This is a genomic window from Terrabacter carboxydivorans (assembly GCF_039532035.1).
Classification (GTDB): domain Bacteria; phylum Actinomycetota; class Actinomycetes; order Actinomycetales; family Dermatophilaceae; genus Terrabacter; species Terrabacter carboxydivorans.
Genome location: NZ_BAAARE010000002.1, coordinates 59081 through 81870 on the forward strand (window position 1 = coordinate 59081; position 22790 = coordinate 81870).

The following is a 22790-nucleotide window of genomic DNA, read 5'->3' on the forward strand; positions in this document are numbered from 1 at the left end:
GGACCCCGGTCCGAAAGGCCCCGCCCATGACCTCCACGGCCACCGCACCCCCGGAGACCACCTCCGCGCCTCTCCCGGCGGCTCCCGCTCCTCGCCCACGCCGCCACCTGCCCGCCGTGCTCGTCGTGCCCGCCGTCGTGCTCCTCGTCGCAGCCCTCGGCTACCCCGTCGGCTGGCAGGTCGTCACGAGCTTCCAGCACTTCGGGATGATGCAGCAGTTCGGCCAGCCGCCCGAGTGGGTCGGCCTGGCGAACTACACCGCCCTGCTCACCGACCCGAACCTCTGGGTCATCGTCGGGCGCTCCCTCGCCTTCTGCCTCGTCTGCGCGCTGACGACCGTCGCCGTCGGGCTCGCCCTGGCGCTGCTCATCGGTGCGGTCGGTCGCGTCGGGCGGCTGACGCTGCAGGTCGCGCTGCTCCTCGCGTGGGCCATGCCGGTGGTCGCCTCGATGACGGTGTGGACGTGGATCGTCAACTGGCGCAACGGACTGCTCAACTGGGCTCTCGAGCGCGTCGGGGTCGACGCGCAGGGGCACAACTGGCTCGTCGAGCCGCTGTCGTTCTTCGTCGTTGCCGCGGTCATCGTCGTGTGGATGAGCGTGCCCTTCGTGACGCTGTCGATCTATGCCGGCCTCACCCAGCTGTCGCCGGAGGTTCTCGAGGCCGCCGAGATCGACGGTGCGGGCGGGTGGAAACGCCTGCGGCACATCATCCTTCCGCTCGTGGCTCCCGTCATCTCGATCGTCCTGCTGCTCCAGCTGATCTGGGACCTGCGCGTCTTCACCCAGGTCAAGCTGCTCCAGGACGCCGGCGGGGTGGCCAACGAGACCCACCTGCTCGGCACTTACATCTACCAGCTCGGCACGGGCGCAGGCGATTTCGGGATGGCCAGCGCTGTGTCGATCCTCATGCTGCTGCTCACCGTCGCCGTCAGCTGGTACTACGTCCGCTCCCTCATGAAGGAGGAGTCGTGAGCCGCACCCTCGGCCGCGCCCGGTCGCGACGTTCCACCCGGCGCACGGTGCTCACGGCCGTGGCCGTGGCCGTCGCCCTCGTCTGGGCGTTCCCCGTCTACTGGATGCTCAACTCGGCGTTCCTCGACAAGGTGACGCTCCAGTCGAGCACCCCGACCTTCCTGCCCTTCGGCGGGTCGCTCGACAACTTCGCCACCGTCTTCGGGGACGCGGGCTTCGTTCGGGCACTGGGGATCTCACTCGCCGTCACCCTCATCACCGTCGCCGCCGCGATCGTCGTCGCCTTCCTCGGGGCCCTCGCGATCAGCCGCTTCCGGTTCCGCGGACGCCGGTCCTTCGTCCTCGCGCTGCTGCTCATCCAGATGCTGCCGGCCGAGGGCCTGTTCATCGCGCAGTACAAGATGATGAGCTCGATCGGCCTGCTCAACAACATCCTCGGGCTCGCGCTGCTCTACACCGCGGCCGTCGTGCCCTTCACGGTGTGGATGCTGCGCGGCTTCGTGGCCGGAGTGCCGGTCGAGCTCGAGGAGGCCGCCATGGTGGACGGGCTCTCGCGCACCAAGGCCTTCCTGCGGATCACGTTCCCGCTGCTGGCTCCCGGGCTCGTCGCCTCCGGCGTCTACGCCTTCCTCCAGGCGTGGAACGAGTTCACCGTGGCGCTGGTCGTCATGACCGAGGAGCAGTCCCGCACCCTGCCGCTGTGGCTGCGCGGCTTCGTCCAGGCGAGCGCGACCCGCGAGACCGACTGGGGCCAGGTCATGGCCGCGTCGACCGTCGTCGCCGTGCCCGTCATCATCTTCTTCCTCGTCGTCCAGGGGCGCATGAGCAACGGCCTCGTCGGCGGGGCGGTGAAGGGCTGACATGACCACCTCACGAGAGGCGCTGCGGCGTCTCGCCGTCGGCACGCTCATGCCCGGATTCGTCGGCACCGCCGTCCCCGCGTGGATCGAGCGGGAGTATGCCGCGGGCCTGGCCTCCGTCTGCCTCTACGGCGCCAACGTGGTGGGCCCCGACCAGCTCGCGCAGCTGTGCGCGTCGCTCCGGTCGGTCGCCCCGGACCTCCTCGTCGCCGTCGACGAGGAGGGCGGCGACGTGACCCGACTGCACTACCCGACCGGCTCGACCCAGCCCGGCAACGCGCTCCTCGGCCGCCTGGACGACATCGCGCTGACGCGGGACTCCGCGTCGGCCATCGGACGCGAGCTCGCGGCATACGGGATCAACCTCGACCTGGCGCCCGTCGTCGACGTCAACTCGGCCGACGAGAACCCGGTCATCGGCGTGCGCAGCTTCGGTGCCGACGCCTCGCACGTGGCACGGCACTCGGCGGCCTACGTCGCGGGCGTGCAGTCGGTCGGCGTCGCGGCCTGCGCCAAGCACTTCCCGGGCCACGGCGACACCGTGACCGACTCGCACCACGCCCTGCCCCGCGTGCACGTCGAGGCGCACGTGCTCGACGCGCGCGAGCTCGAGCCGTTCCGGGCCGCGATCGAGGCGGACGTCGCGTGCATCATGACCTCGCACGTCGTGGTCAGCGCCATCGACGCCGAGCGTCCGGCGACGTTCTCGGCGTCAGTGCTGGAGGACGTGCTGCGCGGACGGCTCGGCTTCGAGGGGGTCATCGTGTCCGACGCGCTCGACATGGCCGGCGCCTCCGCCGAGACCGGCATCCCGGAGGCTGCGGTGCGTGCGCTCGTCGCCGGGTGCGACCTGCTCTGCGTGGGGTCCGAGACGACGGAGGAGTGCTACCTCGAGGTCGTCGACGCCGTCGTCGAGGCAGCAGCGTCCGGGCGACTTCCGGTGGCGCGACTCGAGGAGGCAGTGGCGCGAGTGGCCCTGCTGTCCGGGCGATTCGCGGTCGACGTGGCGCCCAGGGGCGAGGGTTCGCATGAGGAGCGCGGGTCGCTCAACGGCGCGCTCGTCGGCGGCTTCGAGGTCGGCGACGCGGTGCGGGCGTGGCTCGACGCGCCGGGGCGGCCGGTCATCGTGCAGGTGGCATCGGACCCCAACCTCGCGGTCGGTCGCGTCGCCTGGGGACCGCGAGCCGTGGGTCTGACGACGGAGGAGGCCGACGTACCGGCCGGGGCCAAGGTCGCCGTTGCCGGACGTGGGCTGTCGGCCGGCCACCCCCTGTGGACCGTGGCGGACCGGCTTCGTGCGCAAGGACATCCGACGATCGTCGTGGACTGCGGGTGGCCCCGTGGCGGCGCCGACCTCGTGACCTTCGGCGGCTCCGTCGTCGTCGCCGAGGCGCTCGGACGCTATCTCGGGGTGCCGGCGCGATGACGGCCGGGCCGAGGCTCGGCATCGACATCGGTGGGACCAAGACCGCCGTGGCTCTCGTGTCCGACGACGGGAAGGTGCACGCGCTGCGCTCGGCGCCGTCGGGCCGGGGACCGGTCGCGGTCGTCGAGGTGGCGGTGCGCCTGGCCCGTGAGGTGCTCGACGGAGGCGGCGCAGGATCAGCGGTCGACGTCCTGTGCGGGCCCGGCGCATCCTCAGAGGCCGTGTCGGTCGGCGCGTGCATGCCTGGGCTCGTCGACCCCGTGAGCGGAGTCGCCCGGCACGCCGTCAACCTCGGGGTCGACGCGCTCGACCTCGGCGGTGAGCTGTCGAGGCGCCTCGGGGTGCGTGTGTCGGTCGAGAACGACGTCAAGGCCGCAGCGCTCGGCGCCTGGCGACTGCTGACCCCGGCCGGGAGCCCTGCAGGGTCGGTGGGACCTGCCGCCTCTCCGACGCTGGCCTACCTCAACCTCGGCACGGGTCTGGCGTCCGCGGTGGTGCGGGACGGCGTGGTCGTGCGGGGCATCGACGGTGTCGCCGGCGAGATCGGCCACCTCCCGGTCGGTGGGGACGCGCCGTGCACGTGCGGCCAGGTCGGCTGCCTCGAGACGGTGGCCTCGGGGTCCGCGCTCGCGCGGCTGTGGCCGGAGGGCCGGCGTCGCGCGCGCGACCCCTTCGTCGCAGCGACGGCCGGTGACGGTCTCGCCGCCGCGGCCGTCGACGTCCTGTGCGCAGGAGTGGGCCTCGCGGTGCAGGTGCTCGCCCTCGCCTCCGGTGCCGAGCGCGTCGTCATCGGCGGCGGCCTCGCGGGCCTCGGAGAGCCCCTGCTCCGCGGTGTCCGGGCCGACCTGGCGCGTCGCGGGCGGGCCTCGCGGATCATCGAGACGCTCGGGCTGCCGGACCGCGTCGAGCTGCTGGCGGCGGACGTGCCGGTGGCGGCCCTCGGGGCCGCCTGGCTGGGTCTGGGCGGTGCCGGTCCCGGTGCCACCGAGGCTCCCCCGCCGGGCTTGCCGGTATCGCCGGGGGTGGTGTCGCTGAGGGTGGTGGCGCTGAGGGTGGTGGCGCTGAGGGTGGTGGCGCTGAGGGTGGTGGCGCTGTCGCTGGGAGCGGTGTCGCTCTCGATCTCCCTGGGGAGGGCGGTGACTTCGGTGTCTCCGATGCCGGTGCCGGTGCCGGTGCCGGTGCTCGCGTCGTGTTCGGTGGGAGGGTGGGCTGATGGAGGTGCTCGTCCTGCCCACGCCCGCCGACGTGGCCCGCAGAGCCGCGGAGGTCGTCATCGACGGTCTCGGTGCTGCGCGCCGTCCCGAGCCCGTGCTCGGGCTCGCCACCGGCTCGTCCCCGCTCGGGCTCTACGCCGAGCTCGCCGCCGCGGTGCGAGCCGGGCGGCTCGACCTGACGCGCGCCCGGGGCTTCGCCCTGGACGAGTACGTCGGCCTGCCGGTCGGGCACCCGCAGTCCTACCGCGAGGTGCTCCTGCGCGAGGTCTGCGGCCCGCTGGGGCTGGCTCCGGAGCGCCTGCACGTGCCGGACGGCTCGGGCCGGGACGAGGACGAGCTCGTCGCCGGCGCCGCCGCCTACGATCGGCTCATCGCCGACGCCGGCGGCGTCGACGTCCAGATCCTCGGCATCGGGGCCAACGGCCACCTCGGCTTCAACGAGCCCGGCTCGGCCCTGTCGTCGCGGACCCGGGTCAAGCGCCTGTCGGACCGGACCCGGCACGACAACGCGCGCTTCTTCGCCGGCATCGACGACGTGCCGACGCACTGCGTGACCCAGGGCCTGGGCACCGTGCTGGACGCGCGGCGCCTCGTCCTCGTCGCGTCGGGGCCGGGCAAGTCCGAGGCCGTGGCGGCTGCCCTGGAGGGCCCCCTGTCGGCCTCGTGCCCGGCCTCGGTGCTCCAGTGGCACGCGGACGCGACGGCCGTCCTCGACGAGACCGCGGCGGCGCGCCTGCGCAACCGCGACTACTACGACGCCTCGGCCGCAGGCCTGTGAGCACGACCCCTCGGGACCCGGGCACCCGGCATACCCCACGGTCGGGCGTGTCGCGCACGACTGTGGACAGCGCACAGGGGTGAGGAACTTCTTCTCCACAGCCCGTGGACGGGCATCTGTGCAGGTCAACCAGCACGGAAGGGTGTGACCGCCGCCACATGCCCACAGTTGTGCACACACGTTGTCCACACCTGTTGACGGCGTGTCGAGGCTGTCCGTCCACCGGTTGTCCACAGGGGTGGAGGAGAGGGAGGCGCTTGAGGTTGGTGTCGGCCGACCAGGGCACCTACGGTGGGGCGGTGCTCCTCGGGGAGGGGAGCGGACGGGCCGCACAGGGCTCGTCGCCGCCCCCTCCGCGGCGCTGTCGGCGCCGCGATGTCTACTGGTGTGGACCGGTTGCACCGATGTCATCCACCACTCAGGGGAAGGGGAGCACGTGTCGCTCGACGAGCTGAGCACGAGCGCCTTTGCGTCGTCGTCGAGCCGCGACGGGGGGCCGCCCGACGACCGGCTCCCGCCCCAGGACGTCGGGGCCGAGCAGTCGGTCCTCGGCGGCATGCTCCTGTCCAAGGACGCCATCGCCGACTGCGTCGAGCAGCTCAAGGGCACCGACTTCTACCGCCCCGCGCACGAGCTCATCTACGACGCCGTCCTCGACCTCTACGGCCGCGGTGAGCCCGCCGACGCCATCACCGTCAGCGACGAGCTGACCAAGCGCGGTGACCTCGGACGCGTCGGCGGACAGGCCTACCTCCACCAGCTCATCGCCTCGGTGCCGACCGCCGCCAACGCCGGCTACTACGCCCAGATCGTCGCCGAGCGCGCGGTGCTGCGCCGTCTCGTCGAGGCCGGCACCCGCATCGTCCAGCTCGGCTACGCCCAGGGCGGTGGCGACGTCGAGGACATCGTCAACGCCGCCCAGGCCGAGGTCTACGCCGTCGCCGACAAGCGCGGTGGCGAGGACTACCACGCCATCGGTGACGTCATCGAGGCCACCGTCGACGAGATCGAGGTCGCGTCGGGCCGCTCCGGCGAGATGACGGGTGTGCCCACCGGGTTCACCGACTTCGACGCCCTGACCAACGGCCTGCACCCCGGCCAGATGATCGTCATCGCCGCCCGACCCGCGATGGGCAAGGCACTCGCTCTCGACACGCGCCTCGTCACTCCGGACGGCTGGACCACCATGGGCGAGGTCTCCGTCGGTGACTTCGTGATCGGGTCGGACGGACTGCCCACTCGCGTCGTGGCCGCCACGGAGGTCATGGTCGACCGCCCGTGCTACGAGGTCGAGTTCTCGGACGGCTCGGTGCTCGTCGCCGACGAGCAGCACCAGTGGCTGACCCAGTCGCGGGCCGAGCGCCGCGGCACGGCCTCGGGGTCGGTTCGCACGACGGCCGAGATCGCCGCGTCCCTGCGCACCAAGACGAACGAGGCCAGGCTCAACCACTCGGTGACGAACGCCGAGGCTCTCCAGCTCGACCACCGTGCGCTGCCGGTCTCCCCGTACGTGCTCGGAGCCTGGCTCGGCGACGGCACGAGCGCCGGGGCCTCGATCACCACCGCAGACCCCGAGCTCGTGATGCGTCTCGAGGCCGAAGGCCTCGTCGTGAAGCCACTGGCTGCCGTGATGCGCTACTCGATGAGTCTTCCGGTTGCGCCGGTGGCTGCCCGCTCGTGCGTCGTCTGTGGCACCGAGTTCATCCCGCAGACCTCTCAGGTCAAGACCTGCGGACGGTCGTGTGGTGGTCGGTCCAAGGGTCTCGGCGGGTCCAACCTGCAGGCGTCCTGCCCCGACTGCGGGGGGCCGTCGTCCGGCCTGCAGAGATGCCAGGCGTGTCGCGAGGAGCACGGCACCGTCACGGCCCTGCTGCGGGGACTGGGTGTGGTGGGCAACAAGCACATCCCCCAGTCCTACCTCCGAGCCAGCGAGGCTCAGCGTCGCGACCTGCTGGCCGGCCTGCTCGACACCGACGGCACGGTGACCAACGCGGGGGGCGTCCAGCTCACCGTGACCAATCGGGTCTTGGCCGAGGGCGTGCGTGAGCTCGTCATCAGCCTCGGCTACCGATGCACCATCGCGACACGGCGGGTCAAGGGGCGCTCGGAGGACTCGTCCACGGCCTACAACGTCAACTTCACCTGTGACGAAGACGTGTTCTGGCTGCCGCGGAAGGCGCTGCTGCACAAGGAGCTGCGACGCAAGTCGGTCACGCGCAGGTCGTCACGCTTCATCGTCGACGTCCGTCCGGTCGAGTCGGTCCCGGTTCGCTGCATCGAGGTCGAGGCAGCCGACCACCTGTACCTCGCCGGCGAGTCGATGGTCCCGACCCACAACTCGACCATCGGGCTCGACATCGTCCGGTCGGCCGCGATCAAGCACAAGATGGCTGCCGTCGTCTTCTCGCTCGAGATGAGCCGCACCGAGATCACGATGCGTCTGCTCTCGGCCGAGGCCGGCATCCAGCTGCAGCACATGCGCAAGGGCACGATGCGCGAGGAGGACTGGACCCGCCTCGCCTCGACGATGGGCCGCGTCTCCGACGCCCCGCTCTTCATCGACGACTCGCCCAACATGTCGCTCATGGAGATCCGGGCCAAGTGCCGACGGCTCAAGCAGCGCGAGAACCTCAAGCTCGTCGTCATCGACTACCTCCAGCTGATGAGCTCGGGCAAGCGCGTCGAGTCGCGCCAGCAGGAGGTCTCGGAGTTCTCGCGTGCGCTCAAGCTGCTCGCCAAGGAGCTCGAGGTCCCGGTCATCGCCATCTCGCAGCTGAACCGTGGTCCGGAGCAGCGCACCGACAAGAAGCCCGCGATGAGCGACCTCCGCGAGTCGGGATCGATCGAGCAGGACGCCGACATGGTGATCCTGCTCCATCGCGAGGCGGCCTACGAGAAGGACTCCCCCCGTGAGGGCGAGGCCGACCTCATCGTGGCCAAGCACCGAAACGGTCCCACCGACACGATCGTCGTCGCCTTCCAGGGCCACTTCAGCCGCTTCACCAACATGGCCAACAACTTCTGACGTCCGTGCCGACCGTCGAGGTGACCGCGCACCGCCGGTCACCCTGCCCGGCACGGCGTTCGCGCCGGGAGTGCTGGGTGTGATCCTCCCCGCGGCGCGCGACCCCCGCCTCGTCACGGTCCGGCGCGGCGGGACCCTCACGGATGCCGACCACCACCTGCTCGCGCTCTGGGCGGCAGCCTGCGCCGAGCACGTGCTGCCGCTCTTCGAGGCGGAGCGGGCGGAGGACCCCCGGCCCCGCGACGCCATCGAGCACACTCGTGCCTGGGTGCGCGGCGAGGTCCCGATGATGCGGTCGCGCGCCGCGGGCGGTCACGCCATGGGCGCGGCCCGCGACCTGCGCGGCGCAGCTCGCTTCGCGGCATACGCCGCAGGACAGGCGGCGTGCGTCGCCCACGTGGCGGAGCACGACCTGGGTGCAGCCGCCTACGCCATCAAGGCCGTTCGGGCGGCCGCGCAGCCAGAGCAGGCCGACGCCGCAGGTCGAGCCGAGTGTGCGTGGCAGCACGAGCAGCTCCCGGTGGCCGTCCGCGAGCTCGTCCTCGACGACCAGCGGCGGCGCAACGAGCTCTGCTGGTGGGTCTTCACCGTCTGAGGGTGCGGCTCAGTGCGCGGCCTCGATGCGTCGGATGTCGGTCCAGCCCGTCCAGCCGCGCTCCTCGAGCAGCTCGAGCAGGCGGCCGGCGCAGGCGAAGGACTCGAGGAAGGCCGCGTCGAGCAGCTCGACCAGCTCCTGGCTGACGGGGTGCTCGTCCTCGACGCCCTCCCCTTGAGCCGCAGCGGCCTCGATGAAGGCCGCCACCCGGTCGGCCAGCACCGGCAGGCGCGGGTCGTCGGGGCCGCAGTCGACGAGGTCGCCGATGTCGAGGTAGAGCCGGCGCAGCGGCTCGTCGTCGATCTGGGTCTGCTTGATCTGCATGAGCGCGGCGACCGCATCGGGCATCTGGGCCGCGATGATGATCCAGCTGTCGCGCTCGACCTCGATGAGGCGCTCCGGGAAGCCGAGCTCGCGCATCCGGTCGACGTAGGCGACCACCTCGGGCGGGAGCGCCAGGCTCTCGCCGGCCGCGAGCCGGGCGATCCGCTGCCGGTGCCGCTGGAGGTCGCGGATCTCGGCCCGCAGACGGCGGTCGATCTGCTCGACCGCCGCCGCGAACTCCTCGTCGCCCGCCGTCAGCAGCTCCTGCACGCGCGAGAGGGGCACGCCGGCATCGGCCAGGACGCGGATCCTGACGAGCTGGACGACCGCAGCCGCGTCGTAGCGCCGGTAGCCCGAGCGGTCGCGCTCCGGCTCGGGCAGCAGGCCCTTGGCGTGGTAGTGCCGCACCGCCCGCACCGTCACCCCGGCGTAGGCCGCGAGCTGGCTGATCGTGAGCATGCCGGCATTCTCCCGTCGTCAGGCGATCTTGCGACGGTAGGTGCGCATCGCCAGCGCGTACGCGAGCACGAGCAGCCCGACGCACCAGGCGAGAGCGACCCAGACGTCGGTGCCGAGCGGCTGCCCGGCGAACAGGTGGCGGATGGTGTCGACGATCGAGGTGACGGGCTGGTGCTCCGCGAACCACCGCACCGGTCCGGGCATGCCCTCGGTCGGCACGAAGGCCGAGCTGATGAAGGGCAGGAAGATCAGCGGGTACGAGAAGCCGCTGACGCCGTCCACCGACGTCGCCGTCAGCCCGGGGATCACGGCCAGCCAGGTGAGCGCCAGCGTGAAGAGCACGAGGATGCCCAGGACACTCAGCCACGCGAGCACGCCTGCGCCGGAACGGAATCCCATCGCCAGCGCGACGAGCACGACGAGGGCGAGCGAGACGAGGTTGGCCACGAGCGAGGTCAGCACGTGTCCCCACAGCACGGCCGACCGTGCCATCGGCATCGACTGGAAGCGCTCGAAGATGCCGCTCGAGACGTCGGTGAACAGCCGGAAGGCCGTGTAGGCGATCCCGGAGGCGACGGTGATGAGCAGGATGCCCGGCAACAGGTAGTCGACGTAGCTGCCGCCGCCGACGCGGATGGCGCTGCCGAAGACGTAGACGAAGAGCAGCAGCATCGCGATGGGCGTGACGGCCGTGGTGATGATGGTGTCCGGGCTGCGCAGGATGTGGCGCAGCGACCGCTTGAGCAGGACGGTGGTGTCGCTCGTGACGTGCCCGACGTCGGTGGTCATCGCTGGTCTCCTGTCGTGACGGCGTCGTCGGGGCCGACGATCGCGAGGAAGATCTCCTCGAGCGTCGGTTGCTTCTCGACGTACTCGACGGTGGTCGGTGGGAAGAGCTGCTGCAGCTCGGCGAGGGTGCCCTCGGCGATGATCCGTCCCTCGTGGAGGATGGCGATCCGGTCGGCGAGCTGCTCGGCCTCCTCGAGGTACTGCGTCGTGAGCAGGACCGTCGTGCCATGGCCGGCGAGCTCCCGCACGGTCCTCCAGACCTCGTTGCGCGACTGCGGGTCGAGGCCCGTCGTCGGCTCGTCGAGGAAGAGCACGGGCGGGTCGCCGATGAGGCTCATCGCGATGTCGAGGCGCCGTCGCATGCCCCCCGACCAGGTGGCGGTGCGGCGGTCTGCCGCCTCGGCGAGGTCGAACCGGGCGAGGAGCTCCTCGGCGACCCGGTCGGGACGCTCCAGTCGACGCAGCTCGGCGACGAGGACGAGGTTCTCGCGCCCCGTGAGAACCTCGTCGACCGCGGCGAACTGGCCGGTAAGGCTGATCGACTCGCGGACCCGGGCCGGCGCGGTGGCCACGTCATGGCCGTCGACGGACGCGCTCCCGCCGTCGGCGCGCAGCAGCGTCGACAGGATCCTGACCGCGGTCGTCTTGCCGGCCCCGTTGGAGCCGAGAAGGGCGAGGACGGTGCCGCGTGGCACGACCAGGTCGACGCCCCGCAGCACCTCCTGGTCACCGTAGGACTTGGTGAGACCGATGGTCTCGATGGCGTGTGCTGTGGTCATGCGACAAGGCTGCAACCCTGCCCCTGCGTCAAGGTCAAGCCCCGTTCTTCGGGACCTCCGTGCGACACCGACGGGGCACGTCGTCGGCGGCTCCTGACCGCCCTCGACGGCGCGTCAGAGGGCGTGGTCGAGGATGCGCTGACGCACCTCGCGCAGCGCCGTGGCGACCGCGTCGGGCACCCGCTCGGGATCGGTGAGCCAGTCCATGAGCGAGCTGTCGTCGCGGGTCACCCCGGCCCGCACGTCGGCGACCGCGGCCGCCATGAGGGCCCCTGCGCGCGGGACCGGCAGGGGCTGCCCGAGCTCGGCTGCCCGGGCATCGGCCCACTCGTCGGCCGAGCGCATCAGGTCGTCGCCCACATGCCGGCGGCGGGCGCGTGCCAGGGCCAGAGCGGCGGCGGGCAGCGATCCCACGGCCGCCTCGTCCGCCACCGAACGCACCTCCGCCACGAGGGCGTCGAGATGGACCTCGAGCAGCCAGGACGGCATGCCGCGCGCGGCGAGGACACGCGAGAGCCACTCGACCTGGCCGACGGCACGGTCCTCCCCGAGCCCGGCGAGGGAGATGAGCCATGCCGAGTCCGTCGTCGCGAAGCGTGAGCCCCGGGCCCCGTAGCGGGCGCCGTAGTAGGGCATGGCGTTGATCGAGCCCTGCGCGGCGCGCACCGCGGCCCGGAGCAGGTCGGCGTCGGTGGTGATCTCGTAGCCCCCGGAGGACGGGTTGACGACCCCGGCGTCGACCGGCTGCCCGGCGTCGCGCCGGATGAGTCCGGCGGCCACGTGGGTGTGCGCCTCCTCGACGAGCTCGACGACGTGTGCCGCCTGCCGGGCGTCGATGCCCGCCACGGGACGTCCCTCCAGCGCGTCCCGCAGGACCCGGGTGTCCGTCGACCCGGTGGCGACCACGAGCCGCTCGACGCCGACGACGGCCGCGACGACGGCCGGGTCGTCCAGGGGGCCGGTGGTGGCCCGGTCCGCGTGGGCGAGGAGGAGCTCGTGCACGTCGTCTGCACCGGCCGGCGTCGTCATGGCCGGCATTCTCGCGTGGGCCGGGGCCGGCGCACCAACCCACCGCACCCCGCCACGTGCTCCACGCACGGCCGGGACGGCGACCGTCCACGCCCTCGGCGCACCTGGACAGGGCACGAGCGTCGGCCGGGCCGGGCGTCGGCCCGGGAACAGATCCCCGGGTGGCTGCGTTCCCCCGAGGCACTGCATACCCATGGGGGGTATGCGGTGCCAAACGGGAAGGCATCGAGCCCATGACCGAAGCAGCCCACGCATCCCACGACCAGCAGGCAACGCACCACCACGACCACGCCGGCCACCACCACGACCACCACGCCGGACACGGCGGCAGCGGCCTCGGCTCGATGGCTGCCAGCGCCACCCTCCACTGCCTCACCGGCTGCGCCATCGGCGAGATCCTCGGGCTCGTGGTCGGCACCGCCGTGGGCCTCGGCAACGGCCAGACGATCGCCCTGTCGATCGCGCTAGCCTTCGTGTTCGGCTACACCCTCTCGAGCCTGCCCCTGCTGCGCGGCGACCTCACGCTGGGCGTCGCGCTCCGCCTCGTCCTGGCGGCCGACACCGTCTCGATCCTGACGATGGAGGTCGTCGACAACATCGTCATGGCCGTCATCTCCGGCGCCATGAACGCCGGCCTCGTCAACGCCGTCTTCTGGGTCGGCATGTCGATCTCGCTCGTCGCCGCGTTCGCCGCCGCCTACCCCGTCAACCGCTACCTGCTCGCGCGGGGCAAGGGTCACGCCCTCGCCCACGAGCACCACAGCGGCACCGGCACCGTCAACGTCACAGGCGCGCGGCGCCTCATCCCCGTGCTGCCGACCGGGGCGCTCGCGGCCGCCCTCGCGGCCTTCATCCTCGGTGGCCTCGTCGTGTCCGTGGCCGACGGCCTCTCGGTCCCGGCTGCTCCTGCGCACGCCGCGACGAGCACCGGGTGACCGGACGCCGAACGTCCGGGTCAGCCCCTAGGCTGCCGGTGACGCGAAGGAGAACAGCGATGACCGATGTGACCTATGACGACCGGACGGGAACTCGCTTCGAGAGGGTCCGGCTGACGGGTGCCACGTTCGAGGACGTCCACCTCGACGGCGCACGGCTGCACGACGTCGACCTCCGGGGTGCCTCGCTGCGGATGGTCGACCTGCGCGGCCTGCGGGCCCGCGACGTCTGGCTCGAGGACGTCGACATCAGCGGCGACGTCGAGAACCTCGTGATCAACGGCGTCGACGTCGCCCCGCTCATCGAGGCCGAGCTCGACCGGCGCGACCCGGACCGGGCCAAGATGCGACCGACCGACGCTGCCGGCTACCGGGAGGCCTGGGACGTCGTCGAGCGCCGCTGGGCCGGCACGGTCGAGCGCGCCCGGAGCCTGTCGCCGGAGCAGCTGCACGAGCGGGTCGACGGCGAGTGGTCGTTCATCGAGACGCTGCGCCACCTCGTCTTCGCGACCGACGCCTGGGTCTGCCGGGCGCTCCTGGGTGATCCCGAGCCGTGGGACGCGCTCGACCTGCCGCACGACGACATGCCCGACAGCCCGCCCGTGCCCCGCGACCGCGAGGCCCGACCCACGCTCGAGCAGGTGCTCGCGCTCCGCGCCGACCGGATGGCCAGGGTGCGCCGCGTGCTCGACGGCCTCACCGACGAGCGCCTCACCGAGCAGACCGTGCCCGTGCTCGAGCCGGGCTACCCCGAGCCGGAGTCGTATGCCGTGCGCCGCACGCTGCGCACCGTCCTCCACGAGGAGTGGCAGCACCGGCTCTACGCCGAGCGCGACCTCGACGCCCTCGGTGCCCTGGGTGCCGCCCGCGCCACCGGTCCCGACCCGGCCTGACCCGTCGCACGCGGCCCGTTCACAGCGCGCTCCCGGCGGGTTCCCATCCTGCAAACCTACGGTTTTGCTTCAGCATGCGTGCGCGGGAGCCGGGTCAGCCGGTCCCGCCGACCATCAGGAGGTTCCCGTGGCTGATCTCGGGTGGCCGGAGCTCACCATCATCGCCATCGCCGTCGTGGTCCTCTTCGGCTGGAAGCGCATGCCCGACATGGCGCGCAGCCTCGGGCGCTCGGCGCGCATCTTCAAGTCCGAGGTGGACCAGATGAAGACCTCGCCCGACGGGCACGAGGTCCGCGACGCCGGCGAGGCCCGCGGCGGCGACGGCGTGCCCGAGGCGACCGGCGACCAGGCCCACGATGCCGTCGTCAGCGCCGACGACCGGGTGGCCGCCGCCGAGGCCGAGGTCGCCCGCCTGCGGGCCGAGCTCGTGCGCCACCGGAACGAGAACGGCTCGCACTAGTCCTCCGGCGTGACGACCGACCCCTCCCGCCCCCTCCCCGCGGCGCAGCAGCGCCTCCTGGCCGCCGACGTCCTCGGCGGCCCGCTGGACGAGCCCGTCCCCGCGGGTGTCGACGTGCTGGCCGGCGCGCCGACCGCAGCGGTCACCTCCCTCGCGGACGTCGCCGGAGCCGAGGTCGGGGTCTGGGAGATGACACCGGGCACCGTCACCGACGTCGAGGCCGGCGAGGTCTTCGTCGTGCTCTCCGGCCGCGCGGTGCTCACCGTCGCTGACGGCGAGCCGCTCGACCTGACCCCCGGCTCCGTCGTGCGGCTGCACGCCGGGGAGCCCACGACGTGGACCGTCACCGAGACGCTCCGCAAGGTCTACGTCACGCCCTCCGCCTGACGGCATACGACCAGCACGACCAGAACCACCCGCCGAGCCGTATGCCGGGTGCCCGCGGTGGCGGGCACCCGGCATACGTCTCAGGCGACGGTGTGGATCGGGTCGTTCGGCAGCTTGCGCACCTTGGCGCGCCGGCGGCGCCGTTCGGGGATCATCGAGCGCATCTCCTCGAGGCGGCCGAAGCACAGCAGCCGGTCCTCGGCCTCGAGCACGACACGGCGGCGCGGGTTGGGGATGACGCTCGTGCCGCGGTGCAGGGTCAGCACCTGCAGGTCGCCCTCCTCGAGACCCGAGTCGCCGATCGTCTTGCCGATGATGTCGGCGCCGGCGTGCACGACGAGCTCGGCCACGCCGTAGCCCGTCGACACCGTGAGGCGCTGGCGCACGTCGATCTCGGGGAAGGCGACCTGGCCGGCGATGTGGTCGATGATCGCGCCGGCGACGTCGAGCTTCGTGGCGGTCTCGATGCCCTCGAGCCCGGGGGAGGAGTTGACCTCCATGACGAGCGGTCCGTCGTTGCCCTCGAGCATGTCGACGCCGGCGACCCGCAGACCCATGATCTGCGCCGAGCGGACCGCGGCCTGCTCGTACTCCGGGGTCAGCTCGACCGGCTCCACGGTGCCGCCGCGGTGGACGTTGGAGCGGAACTCCTCGCCCTTGGCGCGGCGCCGCATCGCGGCGACGACCCGGTCGCCGACGACGAGGGCGCGGATGTCGCGGCCCCGGCTCTCGCTGATGAAGCTCTGGATGAGGACGTTCTGGTTGGTGCTGTGCAGCGTCTCGATGATCGCCTCGGCGATCTTGATGTCGGGCGCGAGGATGACGCCGATGCCCTGGGTGCCCTCGAGCAGCTTGATGACGACGGGCGCGCCACCGACCCGCTCGATGGCCGGCATCACGTCGGCTCGGTTGCGCACGAAGGTCGTCGCGGGCATGCCGATCTGGTGGCGCGAGAGGATCTGCGCCGCGCGGAGCTTGTCGCGCGCGTTGGCGATGCCGTTGGCGGTGTTGGGCGTGTAGACGTCCATCTGCTCGAACTGGCGCACGACGGCGGTGCCGAAGTAGGTGATCGAGCTGCCGATGCGCGGCAGGATCGCGTCGTAGTCCGACAGCGGCCGACCGCGGAACTGCAGGTCGGGCTCGGGCCCGGACAGGTCGATGGCGAAGCGGAGCGTGTTGAGGACCCGCACCTGGTGTCCGCGGTCGAGCGCGGCGGTGCGCAGGCGCTGGGTCGAGTAGGCACGCGGCGCGCGCGAGAGGATCGCGAGTTTCATGCAGGGTCCTGCCAAGATGGGCGGGTGTCTGGGCCGGCCTATTCAAGCACTCCTGTCGGATGGCGGGAGTGGGTCTCCCTGCCCGGCGTGGGACTGCCCTGGGTCAAGGCCAAGGTCGACACCGGCGCCCGCACGTCGTCGCTGCACGCGGAGGACGTCGAGGAGTTCGAGCGCGACGGCGAGCCGTGGGTCCGCTTCACAGTGCACCCCTGGCAGGACACCTCCGACGACACGCAGACCGTCGAGTGCCCGGTCCACGACCGCCGCAGCGTGCGCAGCTCGTCGGGCCACGTCACCAAGCGCTACGTCGTGACCCTCGACCTCACCCTCGCGGGCCGCACGGTGCCCGCCGAGGTGACGCTGAGCAAGCGTGACCGCATGGGTTTCCGCATGCTCGTCGGCCGTGAGGCGCTGCGCCAGGGCTACGTCGTCGACCCCTCCCGCTCGTATGCCGGCGGCCGCCCTCCCAAGGACGTCCGCCGCCGCAACCGCGGTCACTGAGCACTGTCGCCCGATGGCGTATGCCGGGTGGCCCCGTCCCGGTTCCGCGCGGGCCACGGGTGCCGGTGGCCCGCGCGCATCAGGCCCTGACGGCCCTCAGTGGGCGCCGGTCAGGTGGCCGGCGAGCCGGTCGTGGCGCTCCTGGCTCGCGTCGTTCAGGCCCGTGATCGTCACGGTCTTGCCGCGAGCGGCGTACTTCTGGGTGACGGCGTCGAGCGTGGCGACGCTCGAGGCGTCCCAGACGTGCGAGCGGGACAGGTCGATGACGACGTGCTCGGGGTCGCCGACGTAGTCGAACTGCGTCACGAGGTCGTTGCTCGAGGCGAAGAAGAGCTCGCCCTCGACGGCATACACCCGCGTGCTCTCGTCGGGGTGCGCCACGTCGACCACCCGGGTGAAGTGGGCGACGCGGCGGGCGAACAGCACCATGGCGACGAGCACCCCGACGATGACGCCGATGGCGAGGTTGTGGGTGGCGACGACGACCGCGACGGTCACGACCATGACGAAGGTCTCGCTCCGGGGCATCCGGCGCAGCGTGGCCGGCCGGATGCTGTGCCAGTCCATCGTGCCGACCGACACCATGACCATGACGGCGACGAGCGCGGCCATGGGGATGACGGCCACGACGTCGCCGAGCCCGACGACGAGCACGAGCAGGAAGGTGCCGGCGAGGAAGGTCGAGATGCGCGTGCGGGCGCCGGACGCCTTGACGTTGATCATCGTCTGGCCGATCATCGCGCAGCCGCCCATGCCGCCGAAGCAGCCCGTGACGATGTTGGCGACGCCCTGTCCCCACGCCTCGCGCGTCTTGGACGAGTGCGTGTCGGTCACGTCGTCGACGAGCGTCGCCGTCATCAGTGACTCCATGAGCCCGACGAGGGCCATGGCGAGGGCGAACGGGCCGATGATCCCGAGGGTCTCGAGCGTCAGCGGCACGTGGGGGAAGAAGAGGCCGGGCAGGCTGTCGGGCAGCCGGCCCTCGTCGCCGACGGTGGGGACCGCGACCGCGGCGATGACGGTGAAGGCGGTCAGCACGACGATGGCGACGAGCGGGGCGGGGACGGCCGTGGTGAGCCGGGGCAGCAGCACCATGACGGCGATCCCGACGGCGACGAGCGGGTAGACGACCCACGGCACGCCGATGAGGTGGGGCAGCTGCGCCAGGAAGATGAGGATCGCGAGAGCGTTGACGAAGCCGACCATGACCGAGCGGGGGACGAACCGCATGAGCCTGGCGACGCCGAGCAGGCCGAGGAGCACCTGGATGACCCCGGCGAGGATGACCGTCGCGACGAGGTAGTCGATGCCGTGCTCGCGCACGACGGGGGCGATGACGAGGGCGACCGCACCGGTGGCGGCCGAGATCATCGCGGGCCGACCGCCGACGACCGCGATCGTGACGGCCATCGTGAACGACGCGAAGAGGCCGACGCGCGGGTCCACGCCGGCGATGATCGAGAAGGAGATGGCCTCGGGGATCAGCGCGAGGGCCACGACCAGTCCGCCGAGCACCTCGATGCGCAGGCGCTTCGGGGAGCGCAGGGCGGCGCGCACCGACGTGACGTCGTGCTCGTGCGGGAACGGCGCGCGATGCACCTCGGCCGTCGGGGAGCCCGTCGGTGGTGCCGGACGTGTCTCCGGTGCCGGCTCTGGTGTCTGTTCGGGTGCTGGGGGTGTGGGTGCTGGCGGCATGGGTCGGCTCCTCGGGCGGGGGTGCGCTGGGCACGGGGGAACGGCACGGCATACGTCCTCGGTGTCGGTGCGCGAGGGGTGCGGCCGGTGGCTGCGGGACGACGGTGTCCGGCGTGTGGACGGGTGGTGAGTGGCTCAGGGGGCGGGTCGCCCGGCGGCTCAGTCGATCTCGTCGGCGAGCTGCTGGGCGAAGACCTCGGCGCTCTCGACGCGCTCGCGCAGCCGGGCGAGCCGGCTCTCGACGAGCGCGAGGTAGGTGCGCAGCCGCTCGGTCAGCTCGGTGCGCCGTGCAGGGGTGACGCGGGGACCGGCGAGCTCGTCGCGGACCTCGATGAGCTCGCGCATCTCCTCGAGCGTGAAGTCGAGCGGCTTCATCCTCTTGATGAGCAGGAGTCGCTCGACGGCCAGCCGCGAGTAGAGCCGGAAGCCGCCGGGGCTGCGCTGCGGCTCGGGCAGCAGCCCGACCTCCTCGTAGTGCCGGATCGTGCGGAGACTGAGCCCCGTGCGGTCGGCGACGTCGCCGATCTGCAGCAGGTCGGTGGACGCACGGGACTGGGGCACGAGCCCAAAACCTACCCTTACGTGAGGGTAGGGTCCAATCGCGGTCGGCCGTGACGGGCGCGCAGCACCGCCGACGCGAGGAGCACGAGCGCCGCGGCGCCGAAGGGTGCTCCGGGGCCGTATGCCGTGCCGAGCGTCGTGAGGACGACCGGTGCGACCGAGGTGGCGAGCCCCCACGTCAGTCCCAGCACGGCGAGGTAGGTGCCCCGAGCGTGGTCGGGAGCGAGGGTGCCGGCACGCGCCATCGTCGTGGCGATGACGAGCAGGCTGCCGATGTCGAAGGCGACGAGCCCGGCGGTCAGTCCGACCGGATGGGGGGCGAGCGCGATCGTGCCGAGGCCTGCCGCTGCCGTGACCTCGCCGACGAGGAGGACTCCCCGCTCGTCGACCCGGCGACGGAGCGCGGCGGCGACCCACGCGCCGGGGACGCTCGCGGCGGCACCGGCGGCGAGGATCCACCCGGTCGTCGCCGGGGCGAGGCCGCGCTGCTCGACGAGGAGCGGCACACCGAGGACGACGAGCATCGTCACGGTGGCGACGACCGTGCCGAACGCGACGACCGGGCGCAGCCGCGGGTCCGTGAGGGCGCCGACCCAGCGTGCCCGTGACGACCCCGCGGCAGCGGGCGGGTTCCCCACCAGACGTGGGCTCGGGTCCGGGTGTGCCGGCGAGTGCCCCGCGCGCCGGGTCGCGTCCGCACCGGCGGTCCCTGCAGGGATCCGGGTCGCCACGAGCAGCGCGGCGGCCAGGCAGGTGACGGCGTCGACGACGAAGAGCCATCGGAGCCCGAAGCCCGACACGGCTGCGGCGACGAGCCCGGCGAGGACGCCGGCGACGGCGAGCGAGGCGTTGAGGGCGGAGTAGGCGAAGGCGCGGTCCGGTGCTGGGACGAGATTCGAGACGAGGGCCTGGGTCGGCGGCTCGACGATCTCGTAGGCGAGGCCGAGCAGGATGGCGCCGACGAGCACCCACGTGACCGTCGGCGCCGCTGCGACGACGAGCTGGGCGACGGCGCAGCCGACCAGGCCGAGGACCATCGTCGACCGGTGGCCCCAGCCGTCGGCGAGGTGGCCGCCGAGGATGCGGGACGGGATGGTCGCGACGCCGAAGCAGGTGAGGGCGAGGGCGGTCTCCCCGGGGCCGGCGCCGAGCTCGCGCACGAGCAGCACGCCGAGGAAGGCCATCGAGAAGCCGCCGAGCCGGTTCACGCAGCGTGCGGCGATGAGCACCCACAGCCGTGACGGCAGGGAGGACCGTCGGGAGGGTCGTCGGATGCGCAGGGCTCGTGGGGTGGCGCTCACGGAAGGCCTCCTGACTGTCGAACTATACTTTGGCAGTCATGAACCTACGATCGAACAGGTGACTGGTCAAATGAAGTTCGACAGTCACGTCGAGCGGCTCCTCGACGTCGCGGTGGCGCTCGTCAACCTCGCCAGCCCCGGCGAGGCCCGCGGGACGGCATACGCCCCTCCGGTGGGGACGGACCTCGTGCGGGCCGTGGCCGACGCGACGTCGACCCCCGACCGGCGCTCGCGGCCCACGGCGGCGCAGACCGAGGCCCTCCTCGAGCTCGTGCCGCAGGCTCGCGCCGTCTTCGAGGCCGCGGCGGGCGACGACCTCGCCACGGCCGCCGCCATCGTCAACGCCCTGCTCGAGTCCACCGCCGCGCGTCCGCGGCTCGACCCCGACGCGGATGGGCGCTTCCAGCTGCACTTTCACGGGCCCGACGACGGCTACGTCCGCGGGTGGCAGGCTGGCCTGGCCTCGGGTCTCGCCGTGGCGCTCGGCAGCGACCTCGGCGGCCGGCTCGGCCTCTGCGGCGCGCCCGGGTGCGACCGCGTCTACGTCGACGGGTCGAAGAACGGCACCCGGCGCTTCTGTTCGACCCAGTGCCAGAGCCGCGTCAAGGCCGCCGCCCACCGCGCCCGCACCCGCTGACCGCTGTCACCACCGCGCCCCCCGCCGCCACCGCCACACCTGACCGTCGAGTGGCCTCGTCGTCACAGTGGTGGCGTGGAGGGTGCGACGCGGGTGACGCCCGAGCCACTTGATCGGGGAGCGGGGTGCTGCGCGTGGTGTGCCGTCCGTGACGACGGGGCCACTCGAGGGGGGGCGGGGTCAGGTGGCGGTGCGGGCCGCGTGGGCGGCCCAGAGGCGGGCCTCGGCGGCGGCGTCCATCGGACCGCCGCCGCGGTTGGTCGGCCGCTCGGGCAGCCCCTCGCGCTCCAGCCAGGCCCACGTGTCGGCCACCGTGTCGGGCATCGGCCGGCAGCGCAGCCCGGCCGCCGCGGCAGCCGACGTGTCGAGGGCGTGCAGCCCGGCCAGCTCGCCGGTGGGTGGCACCCAGATCGGCAGCTCGGTCCACGGCTCGACGCCCGCGGCCTCGACGGTCTCCGGGTCGAGCCAGACGAGCTCGGCGTCGCTGCTCGTCACGGCGCGCACCTGCTCGAGCAGGGCGCCGATCGTCGTGTGGCCCGTCGCGCTCACGGTGTTGAAGGTGCCGACCGGTCGGGACCCGAGCGCCCAGTCCGCGATGTCCCGGGCGTCGACGTACTGCAGCGGTCGCTCGCGCGGACCCGGCGCCGGCACGCGACCTCCTGCGGCGACCCGTCCCAGCCAGAAGGGCAGCCGGCCGACCATCTCGTACGGTCCCAGGATGAGCCCGGCCCGGGCGATCGCGACGTCGCCGTCGAACTCGGCGAGGGCCGCGAGCTCCCCACCCCGCTTGGCGGCGGCGTAGTCGGAGGCGTCCTGCGAGCCGGCGTCCCCGTCGACGACGGGTGCGCTCTCGTCGTACCCGGGCGCGATCGGCCAGGTGTAGACCGAGCACGACGAGATGTACGTGTAGTGCGAGGCGCGTCCGCGCAGCAGACGCGCCGAGGTCCGGACCGCGACCGGCGCCGCCGACCAGGTGTCGACGACGGCGTCCCACTCGTCGTCACCCAGTGCCGCGCCCAGGGCGTCGGGGTCGAGCCGGTCGGCGTGGCGGGCCTCGGCGCCCTCGACCGGCGTGCCGCTCATGCCGCGGGTGACCGTGGTGACGTCGTCTCCGCGGGCGACGGCCGCCTCGACGAACGCGCGACCGACGTGGTGGGTGCCTCCGAGCACGAGAAGTCTCATGGGCCCGATCCTCGCCGGGAGCCGGCGTCCCGCCAAGGACCTTCGCTCTCGGCGTGAGCGGCTAGGACCAGTCGGCGATGCGAGCCTTGGGCGCGTGGCCCTCGGTCAGGTCGGCCACGTGCTGCGCAAAGCGCGGGCAGGCGACGATGTCGTGCGCCCGGCAGCGCAGCGCGTGCTCGGTCATCTCGCGCGACCGCTCGATCGAGCGGGCCCGCCCGACGACGGGGAAGAAGCGGTCCAGGCGCTCCACGCTGCGGTTGAGCGCCCTCGTCTCGGGCCTCCGGGTGAAGGAGACCAGGAAGACGACCCAGATCGCGAGCGCCAGCAGGGCCGCCGGCAGCCAGAGGGCGTGGCCGACGACGCCGTACCTGCTCACGACGACCGGCACGAGGGCAGAGACCACCACCCACACACCCAGGGCCAGCACGGCCTCGAGGTAGACGACGTCGTGCACGTCGGTGACGTGTGCGCTGCGCAGGCTGATGAGGGCGCCGAACCCGACGAAGACGCCGGCGATCTCGGCGAAGTGCACGAACAGCTCGGTCTCCACGGTGCGTCCACCTCCAGGCGGCTCGAGCCGCCGCGACGTCTCTCCCCTTCGAGGCTAGGCGCGTGACGCGGCCCGCGCGCGAGCCTGAGAGGGCTGGGACGAGGCGCTCACTCGACGGGAGTTGGGGCAGGGACGTGCCGCGTCGGGACGCATCGTCGACCC

At 72.6% G+C, this 22790-nt stretch carries 22 protein-coding genes and 1 pseudogene; 13 read left to right on the plus strand and 10 right to left on the minus strand.

From position 1 onward, the window contains the following. Positions 1-26: 26 nt before the first annotated feature. The 7 genes and pseudogenes from ABD297_RS02215 (at position 27) to ABD297_RS02240 (ending at position 8872) form a co-directional block, all read left to right on the plus strand. Positions 27-974 carry a carbohydrate ABC transporter permease gene (locus ABD297_RS02215; RefSeq protein WP_344252555.1) on the plus strand — a complete coding sequence of 316 codons (948 nt, stop codon included), beginning with the start codon at positions 27-29 and terminating at the stop codon, positions 972-974. Further along, entirely contained in the window at positions 971-1834 is an 864-nt protein-coding gene (locus tag ABD297_RS02220) for a carbohydrate ABC transporter permease (RefSeq protein ID WP_344252557.1), read from the plus strand. The genes ABD297_RS02215 and ABD297_RS02220 overlap by 4 nt, the downstream gene beginning before the upstream one ends. A 1-nt stretch (position 1835) precedes the next feature. Further along, positions 1836-3260: a beta-N-acetylhexosaminidase gene (nagZ, locus tag ABD297_RS02225; protein WP_344252559.1), complete on the plus strand. Its 1425-nt coding sequence runs from the start codon at positions 1836-1838 to the stop codon at positions 3258-3260. Further along, positions 3257-4093, plus strand: a pseudogene (locus ABD297_RS23675) (ROK family protein); the annotation flags it as partial. The gene nagZ and the pseudogene ABD297_RS23675, both read left to right, overlap by 4 nt. 379 nt (positions 4094-4472) lie before the next feature. Further along, positions 4473-5252 carry a glucosamine-6-phosphate deaminase gene (locus ABD297_RS02230; protein WP_344252561.1) on the plus strand — a complete coding sequence of 260 codons (780 nt, stop codon included), beginning with the start codon at positions 4473-4475 and terminating at the stop codon, positions 5250-5252. Positions 5253-5688: 436 nt separating this feature from the next. After that, complete coding sequence (gene dnaB, locus ABD297_RS02235; protein WP_344252563.1) at positions 5689-8277, plus strand: replicative DNA helicase; 2589 nt, start codon at positions 5689-5691, stop codon at positions 8275-8277. Between the two features lie 79 nt (positions 8278-8356). Next, positions 8357-8872, plus strand: coding sequence for a putative immunity protein (locus tag ABD297_RS02240; RefSeq protein ID WP_344252565.1), 516 nt, complete (start codon positions 8357-8359; stop codon positions 8870-8872). 9 nt (positions 8873-8881) lie between these two features. Here the strand turns inward: ABD297_RS02240 and ABD297_RS02245 are convergent, their stop codons facing one another. From ABD297_RS02245 to ABD297_RS02260, 4 genes are all read right to left on the minus strand, one after another. Then, a complete protein-coding gene (locus ABD297_RS02245; RefSeq protein ID WP_344252567.1) occupies positions 8882-9655 on the minus strand; it encodes a helix-turn-helix domain-containing protein in 774 nt (257 codons plus the stop codon). Positions 9656-9673: 18 nt separating this feature from the next. Next, the gene (locus ABD297_RS02250) at positions 9674-10444 is read right to left on the minus strand and encodes an ABC transporter permease (protein ID WP_344252570.1); all 771 of its coding nucleotides are present in this window, start codon (positions 10442-10444) and stop codon (positions 9674-9676) included. Next, a complete protein-coding gene (locus ABD297_RS02255) occupies positions 10441-11223 on the minus strand; it encodes an ABC transporter ATP-binding protein (protein ID WP_344252573.1) in 783 nt (260 codons plus the stop codon). Before ABD297_RS02255 ends, ABD297_RS02250 begins: the two co-directional genes overlap by 4 nt. A gap of 114 nt (positions 11224-11337) precedes the next feature. Then, positions 11338-12252 (minus strand): hypothetical protein, encoded by a 915-nt coding sequence (locus tag ABD297_RS02260; RefSeq protein WP_344252575.1) that lies wholly within the window; start codon positions 12250-12252, stop codon positions 11338-11340. Between the two features lie 233 nt (positions 12253-12485). Between ABD297_RS02260 and ABD297_RS02265 the strand changes: the two genes are divergently transcribed. The 4 genes from ABD297_RS02265 (at position 12486) to ABD297_RS02280 (ending at position 14927) form a co-directional block, all read left to right on the plus strand. Then, entirely contained in the window at positions 12486-13187 is a 702-nt protein-coding gene (locus tag ABD297_RS02265) for a DUF4396 domain-containing protein (protein WP_344252577.1), read from the plus strand. A 59-nt stretch (positions 13188-13246) separates the two neighbouring features. Beyond that, on the plus strand, positions 13247-14080 hold the full coding sequence (locus ABD297_RS02270) for a DinB family protein (protein WP_344252579.1): 834 nt from the start codon (positions 13247-13249) through the stop codon (positions 14078-14080). A 127-nt stretch (positions 14081-14207) separates the two neighbouring features. Further along, positions 14208-14540, plus strand: a complete 333-nt coding sequence (locus tag ABD297_RS02275; protein WP_344252582.1) for a Sec-independent protein translocase subunit TatA — start codon at positions 14208-14210, stop codon at positions 14538-14540. 9 nt (positions 14541-14549) lie between these two features. After that, on the plus strand, positions 14550-14927 hold the full coding sequence (locus ABD297_RS02280; protein ID WP_344252584.1) for a cupin domain-containing protein: 378 nt from the start codon (positions 14550-14552) through the stop codon (positions 14925-14927). Between the two features lie 80 nt (positions 14928-15007). Here ABD297_RS02280 and ABD297_RS02285 read toward each other — a convergent pair whose 3' ends face one another. Then, entirely contained in the window at positions 15008-16201 is a 1194-nt protein-coding gene (locus ABD297_RS02285; protein ID WP_344252586.1) for a RimK family alpha-L-glutamate ligase, read from the minus strand. A 24-nt stretch (positions 16202-16225) separates the two neighbouring features. Between ABD297_RS02285 and ABD297_RS02290 the strand changes: the two genes are divergently transcribed. Continuing rightward, the gene (locus ABD297_RS02290; protein WP_344252588.1) at positions 16226-16702 is read left to right on the plus strand and encodes an ATP-dependent zinc protease family protein; all 477 of its coding nucleotides are present in this window, start codon (positions 16226-16228) and stop codon (positions 16700-16702) included. Positions 16703-16798: 96 nt separating this feature from the next. Here ABD297_RS02290 and ABD297_RS02295 read toward each other — a convergent pair whose 3' ends face one another. The 3 genes from ABD297_RS02295 to ABD297_RS02305 form a co-directional block, all read right to left on the minus strand. After that, entirely contained in the window at positions 16799-18397 is a 1599-nt protein-coding gene (locus ABD297_RS02295) for a SulP family inorganic anion transporter (protein ID WP_344252589.1), read from the minus strand. 159 nt (positions 18398-18556) lie between these two features. Beyond that, on the minus strand, positions 18557-18958 hold the full coding sequence (locus ABD297_RS02300) for a MerR family transcriptional regulator (protein WP_344252590.1): 402 nt from the start codon (positions 18956-18958) through the stop codon (positions 18557-18559). Between the two features lie 17 nt (positions 18959-18975). Next, on the minus strand, positions 18976-20259 hold the full coding sequence (locus ABD297_RS02305; RefSeq protein WP_344252591.1) for an MFS transporter: 1284 nt from the start codon (positions 20257-20259) through the stop codon (positions 18976-18978). Between the two features lie 70 nt (positions 20260-20329). Here ABD297_RS02305 and ABD297_RS02310 point away from each other — a divergent pair, with 70 nt between their 5' ends. Beyond that, the gene (locus ABD297_RS02310; protein ID WP_344252592.1) at positions 20330-20896 is read left to right on the plus strand and encodes a CGNR zinc finger domain-containing protein; all 567 of its coding nucleotides are present in this window, start codon (positions 20330-20332) and stop codon (positions 20894-20896) included. A 180-nt stretch (positions 20897-21076) separates the two neighbouring features. On the opposite strand, the gene ABD297_RS02315 is transcribed toward ABD297_RS02310, so the two are convergent. Next, a complete protein-coding gene (locus ABD297_RS02315; RefSeq protein WP_344252594.1) occupies positions 21077-22078 on the minus strand; it encodes an NAD-dependent epimerase/dehydratase family protein in 1002 nt (333 codons plus the stop codon). A gap of 61 nt (positions 22079-22139) precedes the next feature. Further along, complete coding sequence (locus tag ABD297_RS02320) at positions 22140-22628, minus strand: hypothetical protein (protein ID WP_344252595.1); 489 nt, start codon at positions 22626-22628, stop codon at positions 22140-22142. Between the last annotated feature and the right edge of the window lie 162 nt (positions 22629-22790).